Source organism: Pantoea sp. BJ2 (genome assembly GCF_040255075.1).
Classification (GTDB): Bacteria; Pseudomonadota; Gammaproteobacteria; order Enterobacterales; family Enterobacteriaceae; genus Pantoea; species Pantoea leporis.
The window spans coordinates 4032118-4051253 of record NZ_CP158292.1 but is presented as its reverse complement, the minus strand read 5'-3'; the positions used below and the strand labels follow the sequence as shown (position 1 = coordinate 4051253).

Here is a 19136-nt window from a genome sequence, read left to right as displayed (position 1 = left end):
CAGCGGGAGAGGGTTAGGGTGAGGGGAAAAATTAACCGGTATTACGCATACCCGCTGCAACACCCGCGATCGTCACCATCAGCGCTTGTTCTACACGCGCATCTGGCTCATCACCGCGCTCTTCCTGCGCACGTGAACGATGCAGCAGTTCAGCCTGCAACACGTTCAGTGGATCGGTATAAACGTTACGCAGCGCGATGGACTCAGCAATCCACGGTTGGTCAGCCATCAGATGGGCATCGTTAGCGATGGTCAACACCGCTTTGATATCCGCATCCAGCTGATCGCGCAGCTGCTTGCCGAGCGACCACAGTGATTTATCCACCAGACGCTGATCGTAGTACTCTGCCAGCCACAAATCGGCTTTCGAGAACACCATCTCCAGCATGCCAAGACGTGTGGCGAAGAACGGCCACTCGCGGCACATGTTCTCCAGCTCATCCTGATGACCTTCATCCATCGCTTTCTGCAACGCGGCACCCGCGCCCAGCCAGGCTGGCAGCATCAGACGGTTCTGCGTCCAGGCGAAGATCCACGGAATGGCACGCAGCGATTCCACACCGCCGGTTGGGCGACGTTTAGCCGGACGTGAACCCAGCGGCAATTTGCCCAGCTCCTGCTCTGGCGTGGCTGAGCGGAAATAGGGCACGAAGTCCGGATTCTCACGCACATAGCCGCGATACATCGCGCAGGAGTGCGCCGACAGACCATTCATGATCTCCTGCCATTCGCGCTTGGGTTCCGGCGGTGGCAGCAGGTTGGCTTCCAGAATCGCACCGGTATACAGCGACAGGCTGGCGATGGTGACTTCGGGCAAACCGTATTTGAAGCGAATCATCTCGCCCTGTTCGGTCACGCGCAGGCCACCTTTCAGGCTGCCCGGCGGTTGTGACAACAGCGCCGCATGGGCTGGCGCGCCGCCACGACCGATTGAGCCGCCGCGTCCGTGGAACAGCGTCAGCGTGATGCCCGCGCTTTCACAGGTTTTGATCAGTGCGTCCTGCGCCTGATATTGCGCCCAGCTGGCGGCCATCACGCCGGCATCTTTCGCTGAATCGGAATAGCCAATCATCACCATCTGTTTGCCATTGATAAAGCCGCGATACCAGTCGATGTTCAGCAACTGTGTCATCACGTCGTTAGCGTTGTTCAGGTCATCAAGGGTTTCGAACAGCGGCGCAACCGGCATGGCGTAAGGAATGCCGGCTTCTTTCAGCAGCAGATGCACGGCCAGCACGTCCGACGGCGTTTTCGCCATGGAGATCACGTAGGAAGCAATTGAACCCTGTGGCGCTTCGGCCACCACTTTGCAGGTATCCAGCACTTCGCGCGTCTCATCGCCTGGTTCCCACTGATGCGGCAACAGCGGACGCTTGGAATTCAGTTCGCGAATCAGGAAGGCTTGTTTATCCGCTTCTGACCAGCTTTCGTAATCACCGAGGCCGAGATAGCGCGTTACTTCGGCAATCGCCTGGGTATGGCGGGTGCTCTCCTGACGGATATCGATGCGCACCAGCGGCACGCCGAAACACTTCACGCGGCGCAGCGTGTCCAGCAGCTGACCATTGGCGATGATGCCCATGCCGCACTGCTGCAGAGATTGATAGATAGCGAACAGCGGATCCCACAGCTGATCGTTAGAGACCAGCAAATCGGCCGGACGCGGCAGGCGCTCGCCTTTAAGACGACGGCCAAGATAAGCCTGCGTGGTCATCAGCTGGCCGCGAAGGCGCTTCAGCACCATGCGGTACGGCTCCAGCGCTTCCGCATCGCCGCACAGCTCGCGCACTTCGTCGCTGCATTCGGACATCGACAGCTCGGAAATCAGCACGCCGATATCGCGCAGGAACAGGTCCGCGGCCTTCCAGCGGCTCAGCTGCATCGCGTGGCGGGTAATCGGTGCGGTGACGTTCGGGTTGCCGTCACGGTCGCCGCCCATCCACGAGGTAAATTTAATCGGCACGAAATCGACCGGCAGCTTAATGCCAAAAGTCTCTTCCACTTGCTCATTCAGCTCACGCAGGAAGGCTGGCACGCCTTGCCACAGGCTGTTTTCCACCACGGCAAAGCCCCACTTGGCTTCATCGATCGGCGTTGGACGGTATTTGCGGATTTCGTCGGTGTGCCACGCTTGTGCCACCAGCTGGCGCAGACGGCGCATCACCTGGGTGCGTTCGTAGTCAGAGATATCGCTATGATCGAGTTGCTGCAAACAGCTGTTCACTTCGCCCAGCATATGGATCAGCGTGCGGCGGGTGATTTCGGTGGGGTGCGCAGTCAGCACCAGCTCCAGCGACAGCTCTTCAATCGACTGGCGGATCGCCGCTTCGCTGATATCGCCTTGCTGTTTCAGACGTTCGAAAGTCTTTTTCAGCAGTTCAGGATGGTTCGCGCCATCGCCGCTACGCGAAATGGTTTGATACTGTTCAGCGACGTTGGTGAGATTAAGGAACTGGCTAAACGCGCGCGCCACCGGCAGCAGCTCGTCGTTCGACAGATTTTGCAGCGTGGTCAGCAGTTCCTGACGATGAGTGTCATTTCCCGCGCGGGATGACTTAGAGAGTTTACGGATGGTCTCCACCTGGTCGAGGATGTTCTCTCCTAGTGCATCCTTAATCGTATCCCCGAGCAGTTTGCCGAGCATACTGACATTACTTCGCATTGCGGAATATTGTTCGTTCATTGGACCCTGACACCCTTATCGTCTTTTTTAATACTCTTACGCCCAACGGGCATAACATCGTCTTTTATCTAGCCACGTATCTTCCTGCGCGTCAATTGCCTTAAATCTACGTAAATGTGCTGCTAAATGGCGGAAATTCAAAGAATTTGCTTGCAGCGAAGCGAGATAAGTTATTCTTATTATCAAATCCCGAACAATGACGGGGCAATTTGCTGATTTAACAGTGAAATGCCCCATTTGTTGTTCATCAATGACAAAAATGCTGTACGACTTGGGTGATAAGCGCATGAGTCGGCTTGATAAATGCGGTATCAATAAACTCATCAGGTTGATGGGCTTGATTGATAGATCCCGGGCCTAATACCAGCGTTGGGCACAACTGCTGGATAAAAGGCGCTTCAGTGCAATAGTTCACCACTTCGGTTGGCACGCCCAGCAGCTTCTCCACCACTTGCACCAGCTCATGATCGGCCGGACATTCGTAGCCTGGAATCGGCGGATGCAGCTCGCCCACGGTAAGACGTCCCGGCCAGCGCGCACTTACCGGCGCCAGCGCGTCATTTAGCAGACCATCCAAATCGCTCAGGGTTAAGCCCGGCAGCGGACGAATATCCATGTGCAATTCACAGCAGGCGCAGATGCGGTTGGCCGCGTCGCCACCATGAATATGACCAAAGTTCATGGTTGGATAAGGAATGGCAAAACCATCGTGGTTGTAACGCTCTTTCAGCGTGTTACGCAGCTGCATCAGCTGGGTAATGGATTCATGCATCAGTTCAATGGCGTTAACGCCGCGCGACGGATCGCTGGAGTGGCCTGATTGCCCCTGAATACGAATCACATTCGATAGATGACCTTTATGCGCGCGCACCGGCTTAAGTGAGGTGGGCTCGCCGATGATGGCGCAATCCGGACGCAATTGGGTGGATTCAGAGAAATACTTCGCGCCCGCCATGGTGGTCTCTTCGTCGGCGGTGGCGAGGACGTAGAGCGGCTTGCTGAGTTTGGTCACGTCAACGTCACGCAGCGCATCCAGAATAAAGGCGAAGAAGCCTTTCATGTCGGCGGTGCCGAGGCCGTACAGCTTGTTGTCGTGTTCGGTCAGCGTGAACGGATCGCGCGTCCAGCGGCCATCATCGTAAGGCACAGTGTCGGTATGACCCGCCAATAACAAGCCGCCTGCGCCCAATCCGCTGCGCGCCAGCATGTTGAATTTATGCCGCGTGCCAGGCACCGGCTGCACTTCTACACTGAAGCCAATATCGCGGAACCAGCCGGCCAGCAAATTGATTAAAGTTTCATTACTCTGATCCAGTGCGCTATCGGTTGCGCTGATTGATGGCGTGGCAATCAACTGGCGGTAGAGTTCGATAAAAGGTGGTAATTTTGTCTTCACTGTTGACGGTCCTTGGGTTAGGATGTATCAATATTCATGCATTAATAGTGAATAAAAATACAATAACGTCGCTTGCATGTGAAGCATCAAATCTTCTGCAAACGGCATTCTGGGCAACGGGGCAAGGCCGCGACCCGATACGTGTGACTGTAATAAGGTATACAGCCTGATGTTGAATACGCTGATCGTTGGTGCCAGTGGTTACGCTGGCGTAGAGCTTGCCACCTACCTGAATCGCCATCCGCATATGAACATAACCGCTTTGGCGGTTTCAGCGCAAAGCCCGGATGCTGGAAAGTTATTGTCGGATTTGCATCCGCAGCTCAAAGGCATTGTCGATTTGCCGCTGCAGCCGCTGAGCGATGCCGCTGAATGGGCCGACAAAGTGGATGTGGTGTTCCTCGCCACCGCCCATGAAGTCAGCCACGATCTGGCACCTGAATTCCTCAAAGCTGGTTGCGTGGTGTTCGATCTCTCCGGCGCGTTCCGCGTAAACGACGACGCGTTCTATACGCAATATTACGGTTTCAGCCATCAGCATCAGGATTGGCTGGACAAGGCGGTTTACGGCCTGGCCGAATGGCAGCACGACAAAATCAAAGATGCGGAGCTGGTTGCGGTGCCGGGTTGCTACCCAACCGCAGCCCAACTTTCGCTGAAACCGCTGATCGCAGCGGGCCTGCTTAACGATGCACAGTGGCCGGTGATTAACGCCACCAGCGGCGTGAGCGGCGCAGGGCGCAAAGCCAACGTTGGCACCAGCTTCTGTGAAGTGAGCTTGCAGCCGTACGGCCTGTTTAATCATCGTCATCACCCGGAAATTGTGGCGCATCTCGGTACGCCGGTGATCTTCACGCCACATCTGGGCAGCTTCCCACGCGGGATTTTATCGACCACCACTTGCCGCCTGAAAGCGGGCGTGACGCAGCAGGATGTGGCGGATGCCTTCCATAACGCTTACCACGACAAACCGCTGGTGCGCGTCTATGACAAAGGCGTACCGGCGCTGAAAGCGGTGGTCGGTTTGCCGTTCTGCGACATCGGCTTCGCCATGCAAGGCGAGCACCTGATTGTGGTGGCTGCCGAAGATAACCTGCTGAAAGGCGCCTCATCGCAGGCGGTTCAGTGTTTAAACATTCGTTTCGGCTTCCCCGAAACGCTGTCTCTGATTTAACGAACGGATAACGCAATGAATCCATTAATCATTAAACTGGGTGGCGTGCTGCTGGATAGCGAAGAAGCGCTGGCCCGTCTGTTTGATGCCCTGCTGGCGTACCGCAATGAACATCAGCGTCCGCTGATCATTGTGCACGGCGGCGGTTGCGTGGTGGACGAGCTGATGAAGAAGCTCGCGCTGCCGGTGAAAAAGAAGAACGGTTTGCGCGTGACGCCAGCCGATCAGATTGACATTATTACCGGTGCGTTAGCCGGTACCGCCAACAAAACGCTGCTGGCGTGGGCGAAGAAATATGGCATCGGCGCGGTGGGTTTGTGCCTCGGCGATGCCGGTCTGGTCAACGTGGCGCAGTTCGATGAAGAGCTGGGACACGTTGGCAACGCGACGCCTGGCAATCCGGCGCTGGTGAACACGCTGCTGGCGGCGGGCTACATGCCGGTGATCAGCTCGATTGGCATCACAGACGGCGGTGAGTTGATGAACGTCAACGCCGACCAGGCCGCCACCGCGCTGGCTGCGACCATCGGTGCCGATTTGGTGCTGTTGTCTGATGTCAGCGGTATTCTCGACGGCAAAGGTCAGCGCATCGAAGAGATGACCGCCGCGAAAGCGGAGCAGCTGATTGCGCAGGGCATCATCACCGATGGCATGATCGTGAAAGTGAACGCGGCGCTTGATGCCGCCCGCACGCTCGGTCGCCCGGTCGATATCGCCAGCTGGCGTCATGCTGAACAACTGCCAACCCTTTTCAACGGCGTGTCGATTGGCACCCGGATTCTCGCATAATCAAGGATTAAGACATGAGCACGCAAAACATCAAAAAAATCGTTCTGGCCTACTCCGGCGGTCTGGATACTTCAGCCATCATTCCATGGTTGAAAGAGAACTATGGCGGCTGTGAAGTGGTGGCGTTCGTGGCGAACATTGGCCAGGATCCCGCCGATCTGGAAGGCGTTGAGAAGAAAGCGCTGCAGTCAGGTGCGTCTGAGTGCCACGTGGTTGACCTGCGTGAAGCGTTCATCAGCGAATACGTGTATCCGGTTCTGCAGACTGGCGCCCTGTACGAAGGCACTTACCTGCTGGGTACGTCTATGGCGCGTCCGATTATCGCTAAAGCCCAGGTTGAGCTGGCGCTGAAAGTGGGCGCAGATGCGCTGTGCCACGGCGCAACCGGTAAAGGTAACGATCAGGTGCGTTTCGAAACCACCTACACCGCGCTGGCGCCACAGCTGAAAGTGGTTGCGCCATGGCGTGAGTGGGACCTGCGTTCACGTGAAGCGCTGCTGGATTACCTGAAAGAGCGCAATATCCCGACCACCGCGTCGCTGGAAAAAATCTACAGCCGTGACGAGAACGCATGGCACATCTCTACCGAAGGCGGCGTGCTGGAAAGCCCAGCCAATGCACCGAACAAAGATTGCTGGGTGTGGACCGTTGATCCGCTGGAAGCGCCCGATCAGCCAGAAAATGTCACGGTCACCGTGGAGAAAGGTCGCGTGGTGGCGGTGAATGGCGAGACGCTGAGCCCGTTCCAGTGCCTGGAAAAACTCAACGTGCTGGGCGCCAAACACGGCGTCGGCCGTATCGACATCGTGGAAAACCGTCTGGTAGGCATCAAGTCCCGCGGCTGCTACGAAACTCCAGGCGGCACCATCATGGTTAACGCGTTGCGTGCGGTTGAACAACTGGTGCTGGATCGCGATAGCTTCAAATGGCGTGAGCAGCTGGGCCATGAAATGTCTTACGTGGTTTACGATGGTCGCTGGTTCGCGCCGCTGCGTAAATCTATCCAGGCCGCAGCTGAATCCCTGGCAGAAGAGGTGAATGGCGAAGTGGTACTGCAGCTGTATAAAGGCCAGGCCACGGCGATTCAGAAAACCTCTGCTAACAGCCTGTACTCAGAAGAGTTCGCCACCTTTGGCGAAGACGAAGTTTACGATCACCGTCACGCGGGCGGCTTTATCCGCTTGTTCTCACTCTCTTCACGCATTCGCGCGCTGAACGAGCAGAAGAAGTAATACCGCAGCAATCGACATATTTTGCAAGGGCGGCTTCGGGCCGCCTTTTCTATAACAGATTCAGGAGTAATGCAGATGGCACTTTGGGGCGGACGTTTTTCGCAGGCAGCAGACCAACGGTTCAAACAGTTCAACGACTCGCTGCGTTTTGACTATCGCCTGGCCGAGCAGGACATTACCGGCTCGATTGCCTGGTCAAAAGCGCTGGTGACGGTCAACGTGCTGACCAATGAAGAGCAGCAACAGCTGGAAAGCGCGTTGAATGAACTGCTGGCCGAGGTACGCGCCAATCCTGAGCAGATTCTGCAAAGCGATGCGGAAGATATTCACAGCTGGGTGGAAGGCAAGCTGATCGACAAAGTCGGCGCGCTGGGCAAGAAATTGCACACCGGCCGTAGCCGTAACGATCAGGTCGCGACCGATCTAAAACTGTGGTGCAAAGAGCAGGTTGCCGTGCTGCTGGAGGCGACGCGCGAGCTGCAATCGGCGCTGGTCGCCACGGCACAAGCCAATCAGGACGCGGTGATGCCGGGTTACACGCACCTGCAGCGTGCGCAACCGGTGACGTTCGCGCATTGGTGCCTGGCGTACGTTGAGATGCTGGCGCGTGACGAGAGCCGTCTGCAGGATGCACTGAAGCGTATGGATGTCAGTCCGCTGGGTTGCGGCGCGCTGGCGGGTACCGCCTACGAGATCGATCGTCAGCAGCTGGCCGGCTGGTTAGGTTTTGCCTCTGCCACGCGTAACAGCCTCGATACCGTTTCCGATCGCGATCACGTGCTCGAGCTGCTGTCAGACGCCTCGATTGGCATGGTGCATCTGTCGCGCTTTGCTGAAGACCTGATCTTCTTCAACACCGGTGAAGCGGGCTTCCTTGAACTGTCGGATAAAGTCACTTCCGGATCGTCGCTGATGCCGCAGAAGAAAAACCCGGATGCGCTGGAGCTGATCCGTGGCAAATGCGGCCGTGTGCAAGGTGCGCTGACCGGCATGATGATGACGCTGAAAGGCCTGCCGCTGGCGTACAACAAAGATATGCAGGAAGACAAAGAAGGGCTGTTCGATGCGCTGGATACCTGGCTCGACTGCCTGCATATGTCGGTGCTGGTGCTGGACGGCATTCAGGTAAAACGTCCGCGTTGCCAGGAAGCCGCTGAGCAGGGCTACGCCAACTCGACCGAGCTGGCCGATTATCTGGTGGCAAAAGGCGTTCCGTTCCGCGAAGCCCACCACATTGTGGGTGAAACCGTGGTGGAAGCGATCAAGCAAGGCGTGGCGCTGGAAGCGCTCACTCTGGCGCAGTTGAAGCAGTTCAGCGCGGTGATTGAGGATGACGTGTATCCAATTCTGTCGCTGCAATCCTGCCTGGATAAGCGTAATGCGCAAGGTGGTGTCGCTCCTCAACAGGTCGCCTTCGCCATCAGCGAAGCGCAGAAGCGCTTGGGTTAAAAGCTATGCGCACTAGATTGCGCCGCTGCGGTATATGCATGAATGCGTAGCGGCGCGATTTATCGCGCTCTGTTGATATCCAGCAGGCGAGCGACAAGCAAAAAAAAGCGGGCACCTCTTCGGTAGCCCGCCAACCTCTAGCTTCGGAATTACATTTTGTTATAGGCACATCATCAAGGGCAGGCCACTCCCGGCCAGCACAGTGATTGGTTTTAAGCAGTTTGCAGGTTCTGCTCCAGATCATTTGATGCGCGCATTATTCCCGCTCACGCCTTGATAGGGCCAATCGTTCATTGCTATTCTATCTATCGCCACGGGCTATCGTGGTTTGGAGGATTTCAATGAATATTCGTGATCTCGAATACCTGGTTTCACTTGCGGAGCATCGCCATTTCCGGCGTGCAGCTGACGCATGTCATGTCAGCCAACCTACCTTAAGTGGACAGATTCGTAAGCTGGAAGATGAACTTGGCGTAATGCTGCTGGAGCGAACCAGCCGTAAGGTGTTGTTTACTCAGGCTGGACTGTTGCTGGTGGATCAAGCGCGAACCGTGCTGCGCGAAGTGAAAGTGCTGAAGGAGATGGCGAGCCAGCAAGGCGAAGCGATGTCTGGACCGCTGCACATTGGTTTGATTCCAACCACCGGGCCGTATCTGCTGCCGCACATCATTCCGATGCTGCACAAAACCTTCCCCAAACTCGAAATGTACCTGCATGAAGCGCAGACGCAGCAACTGCTGGCACAGCTCGACAGCGGCAAGCTGGATTGCGCCATCGTGGCGTTGGTGAAAGAGAGTGAAGCCTTTATTGAGGTGCCGCTGTTTGATGAGCCAATGACGCTGGCGGTGTATGCCGATCATCCGTGGCGCGATCGCGATCGCGTGCCGATGTCGGATCTGGCCGGTGAGAAATTACTGATGCTGGAAGATGGGCACTGCCTGCGCGATCAGGCGATGGGCTTCTGCTTCGAAGCCGGTGCCGATGAAGATACGCATTTCCGCGCCACCAGTCTGGAAACGCTGCGCAACATGGTTGCCGCCGGTAGCGGCATTACCTTGTTACCTGCGCTGTCCGTGCCGAATGAACGCGAACGTGATGGCGTCTGCTATTTACCGTGCTACAAGCCGGTGCCGCAGCGCACCATCGCGTTGGTCTATCGTCCAGGATCGCCTCTGCGCAGCCGCTATGAGCAGTTGGCAGAAGCAATCAAAACCCACATGAAGGGTTATCTGGATACCTCGTTAAAACAGGCGGTTTAAGCCGTTTAACGCTGCCACGCGATAGGCTTCGGCCATGGTGGGATAGTTAAAGGTGGTATTCACGAAGTACTCAATCGTGTTGCCGCCGTTCTTCTGTTCCATAATGGCCTGGCCGATGTGAATGATCTCCGCAGCACGCTCGCCAAAGCAGTGAATCCCTAAAATCTCTTTGGTTTCGCGGTGGAACAGAATCTTAAGGCTGCCGACGTGCATGCCAACAATCTGCGCACGCGCCAGATGTTTAAACTGCGCACGACCCACTTCATACGGCACTTTCATCGCCGTCAGCTGCTGTTCGGTTTTACCCACTGAGCTGATCTCCGGAATGGTGTAAATCCCGGTTGGAATATCTTCGATCAGGTGCGCGGTAGCTTCACCTTTGATGATCGCCTGCGCGGCAATGCGGCCCTGATCGTAAGCAGCAGAAGCCAGGCTTGGATAACCAATCACGTCGCCAACCGCGTAAATATGCGGCAGCGCAGTTTGATACATGCTGTTCACCTTCAGCAGGCCACGACCATCCGCTTCCAGTCCGACGTTTTCCAGCGCCAGTGAATCGGTGTTACCGGTTCGACCGTTTGCGTACAGCAGGCAATCGGCTTTCACTTTTTTGCCCGATTTAAGGTGAATTATCACCCCGTCATCAACGCCTTCAATCTTCTCGAACTCTTCGTTGTGACGAATCACCACGCCGCTGTTCCAGAAGTGATAGGAGAGGGAATCTGACATCTCTTGATCGAGGAATGCCAGCAGACGGTCGCGGGTGTTGATCAGGTCAACCTTGACGTTCAGGCCGCGGAAAATCGAGGCATATTCACAGCCAATTACGCCGGCGCCATAAATGATGACGTGGCCAGGTTCATGATGCAGGTTGAGGATGGAGTCGGAATCGTAAATGCGCGGATGGGTGAAATCGACATCCGCGGGATGATACGGGCGAGAACCGCAGGCGATCACGAATTTCGCCGCGGTTAATCGCTCGCGGGTGCCGTCGGGTTGTTCCACTTCGATGGTGTTGGCATCAACAAATCGGGCATCGCCCTGATAAAGTTCACAGCGGTTGCGCTCGTAGAAGCCCTGACGCATCGCGGTTTGCTGACTGATCACGTTCTCGGTGTGGTTGAGAATGTCGGCGAATGAGGAGCGCAGGAGGCGAGTGTGATCGCTGTAAAGTGGGTTTTGATTGAACTCGATGATACGGCTAACAGCGTGACGCAGGGCTTTGGAAGGGATGGTTCCCCAGTGTGTACAACCGCCGCCGATGTTGTGGTAGCGTTCGATCACTGCAATACGCGCTCCCTGCTTCACCAGCCCCATCGCCGCACCTTCGCCGCCCGGACCGGAGCCAATCACAATGGCATCGTAATCGTAAGACTTTTGCATACCAGTACGTCCTATTTTTTTATCACATTTTTACAACGAGATTCTAACATCTCGCCGCGCACATCTGAATTCTAACAGCGTAAATTGCTGAAGTTTGACAAAGCGTGAGGTTCACAGGCGTTCACAAAGTTTGCACCGCTGTACGCTGAAAAGTTTGTTATAGTGCCTGCCAAATCACCTAAAAGGCCGGGAAAATGGGCGTCAGAGCGCTACAAAAAGAACGTACACGACGTTCACTGATTGAAGCTGCCTTCAGTCAGTTAAGTGCAGAAAGGAGTTTTGCCAGCCTGAGTTTGCGCGAAGTTGCACGCGAAGCGGGGATTGCGCCGACCTCATTTTATCGTCACTTCCGCGATGTCGATGAGCTGGGGCTGACCATGGTGGACGAAAGCGGCTTGATGCTGCGCCAGTTAATGCGTCAGGCGCGCCAGCGTATTGCCAAGGGTGGCAGCATTATTAAAACCTCGGTGGCAACTTTTATGGAGTTCATCGGGAACAATCCCAACGCTTTTCGGCTCTTACTACGCGAGCGCTCCGGAACCTCGGCGGCCTTTCGTGCCGCAGTCGCGCGTGAGATTCAGCACTTCATCGCCGAACTGGCCGATTATCTTGAATTAGAAAATCGCATGCCGCGCAGCTTCACCGAAGCGCAGGCCGAAGCCATGGTGACGATTGTGTTTAGCGCGGGTGCCGAAGCGCTGGACGTTGATATTGAGCAGCGCCGTAAGCTTGAGGATCGATTAGTGCTGCAGCTGCGCATGATCGCCAAAGGCGCTTATTACTGGTATCGCCGGGAGCAAGAGCGTCTGGCGGTTACCCTGGAAAAACCCGAAGAGTAATGTGATAAGGATAATGAAATGATTGAGCAAAACCCACGCGATAAAGGAACGCTTTTATTGGCTTTTATCACCGGTTTAGCGATCAACGGCTCCTTTTCGGTGCTGTTCAGCACGTTTGTTCCCTTTTCGATATTCCCGCTGATTGCTCTTGGCCTCGCGGCCTGGTGTTTGCACCAGCGTTATCTCAACCGCAATATGCCAGACGGCATGCCTTCACTGGCGGCGGCGTTCTTCCTGCTGGGTATTTTGGTTTATAGCGCGCTGGTGCGGGCTGAATATCCGGATATCGGCTCCAACTTCATCCCGACCATTCTGATGGTGGCGCTGGTGTTCTGGATTGGTATGCGTTTTCGCCGCGCGAAGAGCAAGCAGTGAAAAAACGGGAACCTTGGGGTTCCCGTTGTTGTTTAGGCCTTGCGCGTCAGCAGCACGCCGCATTCCATATGATGGGTATACGGGAACTGATCGAACAGCGCCAGACGCGTGACATCATGCGTTTCTCCTAGCACCGCGAGGTTGTCGCACAGCGTTTGCGGGTTGCAGGAGATATAAAGGATGCGCGGATAGGCCTGCACCATCTTCACAGTTTCCTCATCCAGCCCGCTACGTGGCGGATCAACAAAAATGGTTTCGCATTGATAGCTCTTCAGGTCGATGCCTTCTAAACGATTGAAGCTGCGAACGCCCGTCATCGCCTGGGTAAACTCTTCAGCGGCCATACGAATAATCTGCACGTTATCAATATGGTTAGCGGCAATGTTGTATTGCGCGGACGCGACCGACGGCTTGGCAATTTCCGTGGCCAACACGCTGCGGAAGTTACGCGCCAGCGCCAGCGAGAAGTTGCCGTTACCGCAATAGAGTTCCAGCAGATCGCCTTGCGAATCCTGCGTGACGTCCAGCGCCCACTCCAGCATCTGAATATTCATCGCCGCGTTTGGCTGGGTGAAGCTGTTTTCCACCTGACGATAAATCATCTCTTTCCCCGCGACCGGCAGGCGCTCATCCACGTAATCGCGATCGAGGCAGATTTTGGTTTTGGTGGCGCGGCCGATCAGCTGCACGTCAAAGCCTTCGGCACGCAGGCTGTCGCGCAGGGCGCTGGCGGCGGCGGTCCACTCCTCTTCCAGCTTGCGGTGATAGAGCAGCGAGATAACAATCTGGTTGCTCATCGTCGACAGGTAATCGATCTGGAACAGTTTGAAACGCAGCGTGCGGTTGTCACGGATCGCCGCGATCAGTTTTGGCATCAGCTGGTTGATCAATTCACTGGCCGCCGGGAATTGATCGACGCGGATACGTTGCTTGGTCTGTTGATCAAAGATGATGTGGTAGAGATCGTCTCCGTCGTGCCAGATGCGGAATTCGGCACGCATCCGATAGTGGCTGACCGGCGAACGGAACACCTCCACGTCGGGCGCGGCAAAGGGCACCATCATCGCCTGTAAGCGGCTGACTTTTTCCGCCAGTTGCGCGTCGTATTGTTCAATCGGGAGCTGTTCGGGTGTCATCTTTAATCCTGGTAATAAGCTGGCTTGCCGGGCGATTGTAGGCATTCAACTGCTGATGTCCAGCCCTGCGGAAAACAAGATGGCTGGAAGTCTGGATTTCCGGCCTTCCTGGCCGTAGACTGCGCCTGCCGGCCTCCTTGAGTTAAAAGGGAATCCAGTGTGAATCTGGAGCTGACGCGCAGCGGTAAAGAATGTCGTGGTGATGGCAATTACAAACACTGTCCTGCCGGATGGGAAGTTTTTTCACCATTTATGATTCTCAGCCCGAAGACCTGCCGGTGTGACGTCGCAATACATACGACCATCGCGAGCTATTGGTCGTAGTCGTGCGGCATCCTGCTTCGTCTTTTGGATGCTATAACAATGAAAAAAACACACGCTTCGCTGTTTGCCTTCAGTGCAACGGCGTTGTCTCTCTGGGCGCAATTTGGCTACGCGCAGCAGAATGATGATACGCAAATCGTTACCGCTAACCGCTTCGCGCAGCCTGTCTCGTCGGTGCTGGCTTCGACTTCTGTTGTCACCCGTGATGAGATCGATCAGTGGCAATCCAAGAACCTACTGGAAGTGTTACGCCGCTTGCCGGGCGTGGATATCGCGCAAAGCGGCGGCATTGGGCAAAGCGCTTCTATGTATGTACGTGGTTCGGAAGCGCGTCATACGCTGATTCTGGTTGACGGTGTGCCGTTCTCTAAGCCTGGCATTACCGGCGTTGCTGACTTCAACCAGATCCCTGTTTCTATTATCCAGCGCGTTGAGTTTATTCGCGGCCCGCGCTCTGCCGTTTACGGCGCAGATGCGATTGGCGGCGTGGTGAATGTCATCACGCAAAACCCGAATAATCAAAACTCGCTGACTGCTGGCTTTGGTTCGAAGGGCTATCAGGAATACAGCGGCGGCATCAATCAAAATGTCACGGACCAGACGCGCGTAACGGTGGCGGGCTCTTATCAGGCCACCAACGGCTACAACGTTCAGCCGGGCTCAACGTCTCCGACCGATCGCGATCGTGATGGCTGGCGCAATAAGGCGTTCTGGGCTGGCGTTGACCACAAGTTTAACGAGGCATTTTCTGGCTTCTTCCGGGGTTACGGTTACGCCGCGAACTCAGATTACGATGCGGGTTATGTCGGTGGTCAGGATGAGCAACAGATCTATAATCACTCGTTTGATACCGGTCTGCGCTTTAATAAAGAGGAATACTCCTCGCAGCTGACCGCCAGTTATCAAAAGTACAAAATCTATAACTACGTTGGGTCTGACGGCCGCTATGCAGATTCCAATAGTCTGGATGACATGGAGCAGCGCAACCTGCAATGGGGCAACACCTTTGCGGTGGGGCATGGCATGGTCAGCGCCGGTCTGGATTGGCAGCAGCAGAAACTGAGTTCGATTGGACAACTCTATTCTGGCGCACCGCGTGATAAAGATGGTTACAAGCAAGACAACACCGGTGCTTACCTGACGGCTCAGCAGCAGTTTGGCAATGTTACGCTTGAAGGTTCGGCGCGTGGCGATGATAACCAGGACTTTGGCCGTCATGGCACCTGGCAAACGGCTGCGGGTTGGGAGTTTGTGCCGGGTTACAAGGCATCACTCTCTTACGGCACGGGTTTCCAGGCGCCGACGTTAGGCCAGCTATATGGTCTGAAGCGCTTTGGTATTAGCTCTAATCCCGATCTCAATCCTGAGAAATCAAAACAGTGGGAAGCCGCGCTGGAAGGTTTAACCGGTCCGGTTAATTGGCGTGTTGCTGCGTATCACAATAAAGTCAGCAATCTCATTACCTATGCTTCTGATCCTGTGACTTTTGAGGGCGGCTATTACAATGAAAAAGCCGTTACGCTGAAAGGTATTGAAGCCACCGCTGATTTTGATACCCGCTTCCTTCATCACCAGATCACCTTGGGTTATCTGGATGCGCGTCGTGATTCAGATGGTGAAACGCTGGCGCGTCGTGCGCGTGAGCAGGCCAAATATCAGCTGGGTATGACGGTGTATGACTTTGATATTGATGTCATCTACCAGTACTTCGGTAAGCGCTACGATAACAACACCAGCGAATATGCCAGCGAGCAGCGTCGTTTATCGAGTTACAGCACGGTAGATCTCGCGGTCTCGTATCCGGTCACATCACAGCTCACCGTTCGTGGTAGAATTGCCAACTTGTTCGATAAAGATTATGAGACAGCGTATGGCTATCCAACTCCAGGAACGGAGTACTACCTCAGCGCCAGCTACAGCTTCTGATCTGCGTCCCACCGTGCTGGTGTTTGACTCCGGCGTGGGTGGGCTCTCCGTTTATGATGAGGTCCGGCATTTACTGCCGGATCTTCACTATCTTTACGCCTTTGATAATGAAGGGTTCCCGTACGGCGAAAAATCCGAAGACTTTATTGTCGAGCGCGTGGTGGCGGTGGTGACGGCTATCACTCAGCGTTTTCCGCTTACGCTGGTGATCATCGCTTGTAACTCGGCCAGCACCCTCTCTTTGCCGGCTCTGCGTGAACGTTTCGAATTCCCGGTTGTGGGTGTGGTGCCTGCGATTAAACCTGCTGCGCGCCTGACGCGTAACGGCGTAGTGGGATTGCTGGCCACGCGCGGCACGGTGAAACGTCCTTATACCCATGAGTTAGTGGCGCAATTTGCCCGTGACTGCAAAATCGAAATGCTCGGCTCTGCTGAGCTGGTGGAGCTGGCGGAAGCCAAGCTGCATGGCGAAGATGTTGAGCTCGCTGATGTACGCCGTGCTGTGCAACCCTGGCTACGGATGAAAGAGCCACCTGATACCGTGGTTCTCGGATGTACGCATTTCCCTTTACTGCGTGATGAGCTGCAGCTGGTGCTGCCGGAAGGGACAAGGTTGGTGGATTCGGGCGCGGCGATTGCGCGTCGTACCGTTTGGTTATTAGAGCATGAAGCACCGCAGGCGGTTTCATCCGGTCAGAATTTAGCGTTCTGTACGCGTATAGATGATGAAGTGACGAAATTGTCACCGATTTTGCAGCGTTATGGCTTCCCGTTGCTGGAAAAATTAGCAGTTTAGTGGCGTTTCGACGAAAAAATCAGCACTCGGAAATTAATTTGAAATTAGCGCTTGTCAGCTCCGAAGAAATCCCTATACTGCGCCTCCACTGACACGGAACAACGGCTTACGAAGCGAAGTGTTCAGGAGGTGGTCTTCAAGGCAACCTTCAGAAAAGCAAAAATAAATGCTTGACTGAGAATGCGGAAAGCGTAATATACGCATCCCGCGCCGCTAGAGAAATCGCGGCATGCTCTTTAACAATTTATCAGACAATCTGTGTGGGCACTCGCAGGATTGATATCCGCGTCTCCGGACGCAAAAAAATATCAAAGCCTCACGAGTGAACACATAATGAAATTCATTATGACGTTTTACAGATGAGCACCGCTGAACTGGTTTCAGCAAATCAAACTTAAATTGAAGAGTTTGATCATGGCTCAGATTGAACGCTGGCGGCAGGCCTAACACATGCAAGTCGAACGGTAGCACAGAGAGCTTGCTCTCGGGTGACGAGTGGCGGACGGGTGAGTAATGTCTGGGAAACTGCCCGATGGAGGGGGATAACTACTGGAAACGGTAGCTAATACCGCATAACGTCGCAAGACCAAAGTGGGGGACCTTCGGGCCTCACACCATCGGATGTGCCCAGATGGGATTAGCTAGTAGGTGGGGTAATGGCTCACCTAGGCGACGATCCCTAGCTGGTCTGAGAGGATGACCAGCCACACTGGAACTGAGACACGGTCCAGACTCCTACGGGAGGCAGCAGTGGGGAATATTGCACAATGGGCGCAAGCCTGATGCAGCCATGCCGCGTGTATGAAGAAGGCCTTCGGGTTGTAAAGTACTTTCAGCGGGGAGGAAGGCGGTGAAGTTAATAGCTTCACCGATTGACGTTACCCGCAGAAGAAGCACCGGCTAACTCCGTGCCAGCAGCCGCGGTAATACGGAGGGTGCAAGCGTTAATCGGAATTACTGGGCGTAAAGCGCACGCAGGCGGTCTGTCAAGTCGGATGTGAAATCCCCGGGCTTAACCTGGGAACTGCATTCGAAACTGGCAGGCTGGAGTCTTGTAGAGGGGGGTAGAATTCCAGGTGTAGCGGTGAAATGCGTAGAGATCTGGAGGAATACCGGTGGCGAAGGCGGCCCCCTGGACAAAGACTGACGCTCAGGTGCGAAAGCGTGGGGAGCAAACAGGATTAGATACCCTGGTAGTCCACGCCGTAAACGATGTCGACTTGGAGGTTGTTCCCTTGAGGAGTGGCTTCCGGAGCTAACGCGTTAAGTCGACCGCCTGGGGAGTACGGCCGCAAGGTTAAAACTCAAATGAATTGACGGGGGCCCGCACAAGCGGTGGAGCATGTGGTTTAATTCGATGCAACGCGAAGAACCTTACCTACTCTTGACATCCAGAGAACTTAGCAGAGATGCTTTGGTGCCTTCGGGAACTCTGAGACAGGTGCTGCATGGCTGTCGTCAGCTCGTGTTGTGAAATGTTGGGTTAAGTCCCGCAACGAGCGCAACCCTTATCCTTTGTTGCCAGCGGTTCGGCCGGGAACTCAAAGGAGACTGCCAGTGATAAACTGGAGGAAGGTGGGGATGACGTCAAGTCATCATGGCCCTTACGAGTAGGGCTACACACGTGCTACAATGGCGCATACAAAGAGAAGCGACCTCGCGAGAGCAAGCGGACCTCATAAAGTGCGTCGTAGTCCGGATCGGAGTCTGCAACTCGACTCCGTGAAGTCGGAATCGCTAGTAATCGTAGATCAGAATGCTACGGTGAATACGTTCCCGGGCCTTGTACACACCGCCCGTCACACCATGGGAGTGGGTTGCAAAAGAAGTAGGTAGCTTAACCTTCGGGAGGGCGCTTACCACTTTGTGATTCATGACTGGGGTGAAGTCGTAACAAGGTAACCGTAGGGGAACCTGCGGTTGGATCACCTCCTTACCTGAAGATACCTTCCCGCGAAGTGCTCACACAGATTGTCTGATAGAAAGTAACGAGCAGAAAAAACCTCTACAGGCTTGTAGCTCAGGTGGTTAGAGCGCACCCCTGATAAGGGTGAGGTCGGTGGTTCAAGTCCACTCAGGCCTACCAAATTTCTTCTCATGCTGCGTTAAAGCGCCGCTCGTATAGTGAACTATACGTCGCGCCACTTTGCCTTGCCTGAAAAGAAATTACCGTTTGTCAAAAACGGAACTCCTGGTGAGTGGTAGTAGTGGTCTCTGCAGTAACTGTATGGGGCTATAGCTCAGCTGGGAGAGCGCCTGCCTTGCACGCAGGAGGTCAGCGGTTCGATCCCGCTTAGCTCCACCATTACAGTGACTCAAAACAATACTTCAGAGCAAACCGGAAACGGTGTGCTGCGAAGTATTATGCTCTTTAA

At 55.0% G+C, this 19136-nt stretch carries 13 protein-coding genes, 2 tRNA genes, 1 rRNA gene and 1 riboswitch; of the genes, 12 read left to right on the top strand and 4 right to left on the bottom strand.

Annotation, left to right across the window (positions count from 1 at the left end; translation table 11 throughout):
* Positions 1 to 31 precede the first annotated feature (31 nt).
* Positions 32 to 2683: a phosphoenolpyruvate carboxylase gene (gene ppc, locus AAF463_RS18800; protein ID WP_101760638.1), complete on the bottom strand. Its 2652-nt coding sequence runs from the start codon at positions 2681 to 2683 to the stop codon at positions 32 to 34.
* 247 nt (positions 2684 to 2930) lie between these two features.
* Positions 2931 to 4079, bottom strand: coding sequence for an acetylornithine deacetylase (argE, locus tag AAF463_RS18795; RefSeq protein WP_101760637.1), 1149 nt, complete (start codon positions 4077 to 4079; stop codon positions 2931 to 2933).
* A gap of 169 nt (positions 4080 to 4248) precedes the next feature.
* On the opposite strand from argE, the gene argC reads away from it, so the two are divergent.
* The 5 genes from argC (at position 4249) to oxyR (ending at position 9982) form a co-directional block, all read left to right on the top strand.
* Complete coding sequence (gene argC, locus AAF463_RS18790) at positions 4249 to 5253, top strand: N-acetyl-gamma-glutamyl-phosphate reductase (RefSeq protein ID WP_110868176.1); 1005 nt, start codon at positions 4249 to 4251, stop codon at positions 5251 to 5253.
* A 15-nt stretch (positions 5254 to 5268) separates the two neighbouring features.
* On the top strand, positions 5269 to 6042 hold the full coding sequence (gene argB / locus AAF463_RS18785) for an acetylglutamate kinase (RefSeq protein ID WP_007885411.1): 774 nt from the start codon (positions 5269 to 5271) through the stop codon (positions 6040 to 6042).
* Between the two features lie 14 nt (positions 6043 to 6056).
* On the top strand, positions 6057 to 7274 hold the full coding sequence (locus AAF463_RS18780) for an argininosuccinate synthase (RefSeq protein WP_101760634.1): 1218 nt from the start codon (positions 6057 to 6059) through the stop codon (positions 7272 to 7274).
* Between the two features lie 75 nt (positions 7275 to 7349).
* Positions 7350 to 8723, top strand: coding sequence for an argininosuccinate lyase (argH, locus tag AAF463_RS18775; protein ID WP_101760728.1), 1374 nt, complete (start codon positions 7350 to 7352; stop codon positions 8721 to 8723).
* Between the two features lie 341 nt (positions 8724 to 9064).
* The gene (oxyR, locus tag AAF463_RS18770; protein WP_008109652.1) at positions 9065 to 9982 is read left to right on the top strand and encodes a DNA-binding transcriptional regulator OxyR; all 918 of its coding nucleotides are present in this window, start codon (positions 9065 to 9067) and stop codon (positions 9980 to 9982) included.
* On the opposite strand, the gene sthA is transcribed toward oxyR, so the two are convergent.
* On the bottom strand, positions 9965 to 11365 hold the full coding sequence (sthA, locus tag AAF463_RS18765) for a Si-specific NAD(P)(+) transhydrogenase (RefSeq protein WP_350261275.1): 1401 nt from the start codon (positions 11363 to 11365) through the stop codon (positions 9965 to 9967). The genes oxyR and sthA overlap by 18 nt on opposite strands.
* 194 nt (positions 11366 to 11559) lie before the next feature.
* Here sthA and fabR point away from each other — a divergent pair, with 194 nt between their 5' ends.
* Both fabR and AAF463_RS18755 read left to right on the top strand, forming a co-directional pair.
* The gene (fabR, locus tag AAF463_RS18760) at positions 11560 to 12204 is read left to right on the top strand and encodes an HTH-type transcriptional repressor FabR (protein ID WP_008109648.1); all 645 of its coding nucleotides are present in this window, start codon (positions 11560 to 11562) and stop codon (positions 12202 to 12204) included.
* 18 nt (positions 12205 to 12222) lie between these two features.
* Positions 12223 to 12579: a YijD family membrane protein gene (locus AAF463_RS18755; RefSeq protein WP_061720276.1), complete on the top strand. Its 357-nt coding sequence runs from the start codon at positions 12223 to 12225 to the stop codon at positions 12577 to 12579.
* Between the two features lie 32 nt (positions 12580 to 12611).
* On the opposite strand, the gene trmA is transcribed toward AAF463_RS18755, so the two are convergent.
* Entirely contained in the window at positions 12612 to 13715 is a 1104-nt protein-coding gene (gene trmA, locus AAF463_RS18750; protein WP_350261274.1) for a tRNA (uridine(54)-C5)-methyltransferase TrmA, read from the bottom strand.
* Between the two features lie 112 nt (positions 13716 to 13827).
* Positions 13828 to 14010, top strand: a riboswitch (cobalamin riboswitch).
* 68 nt (positions 14011 to 14078) lie between these two features.
* Here trmA and btuB point away from each other — a divergent pair.
* The 5 genes from btuB (at position 14079) to AAF463_RS18725 (ending at position 19066) form a co-directional block, all read left to right on the top strand.
* Positions 14079 to 15965 carry a TonB-dependent vitamin B12 receptor BtuB gene (btuB, locus tag AAF463_RS18745; RefSeq protein ID WP_192415341.1) on the top strand — a complete coding sequence of 629 codons (1887 nt, stop codon included), beginning with the start codon at positions 14079 to 14081 and terminating at the stop codon, positions 15963 to 15965.
* Positions 15910 to 16761, top strand: coding sequence for a glutamate racemase (murI, locus tag AAF463_RS18740; protein ID WP_350261273.1), 852 nt, complete (start codon positions 15910 to 15912; stop codon positions 16759 to 16761). Before btuB ends, murI begins: the two co-directional genes overlap by 56 nt.
* Positions 16762 to 17157: 396 nt before the next feature.
* Positions 17158 to 18697 (top strand): 16S ribosomal RNA (locus AAF463_RS18735).
* Positions 18698 to 18770: 73 nt separating this feature from the next.
* Positions 18771 to 18847: transfer RNA gene (locus AAF463_RS18730), tRNA-Ile, on the top strand.
* 143 nt (positions 18848 to 18990) lie between these two features.
* A tRNA-Ala gene (locus AAF463_RS18725) sits at positions 18991 to 19066 on the top strand.
* Positions 19067 to 19136 lie beyond the last annotated feature (70 nt).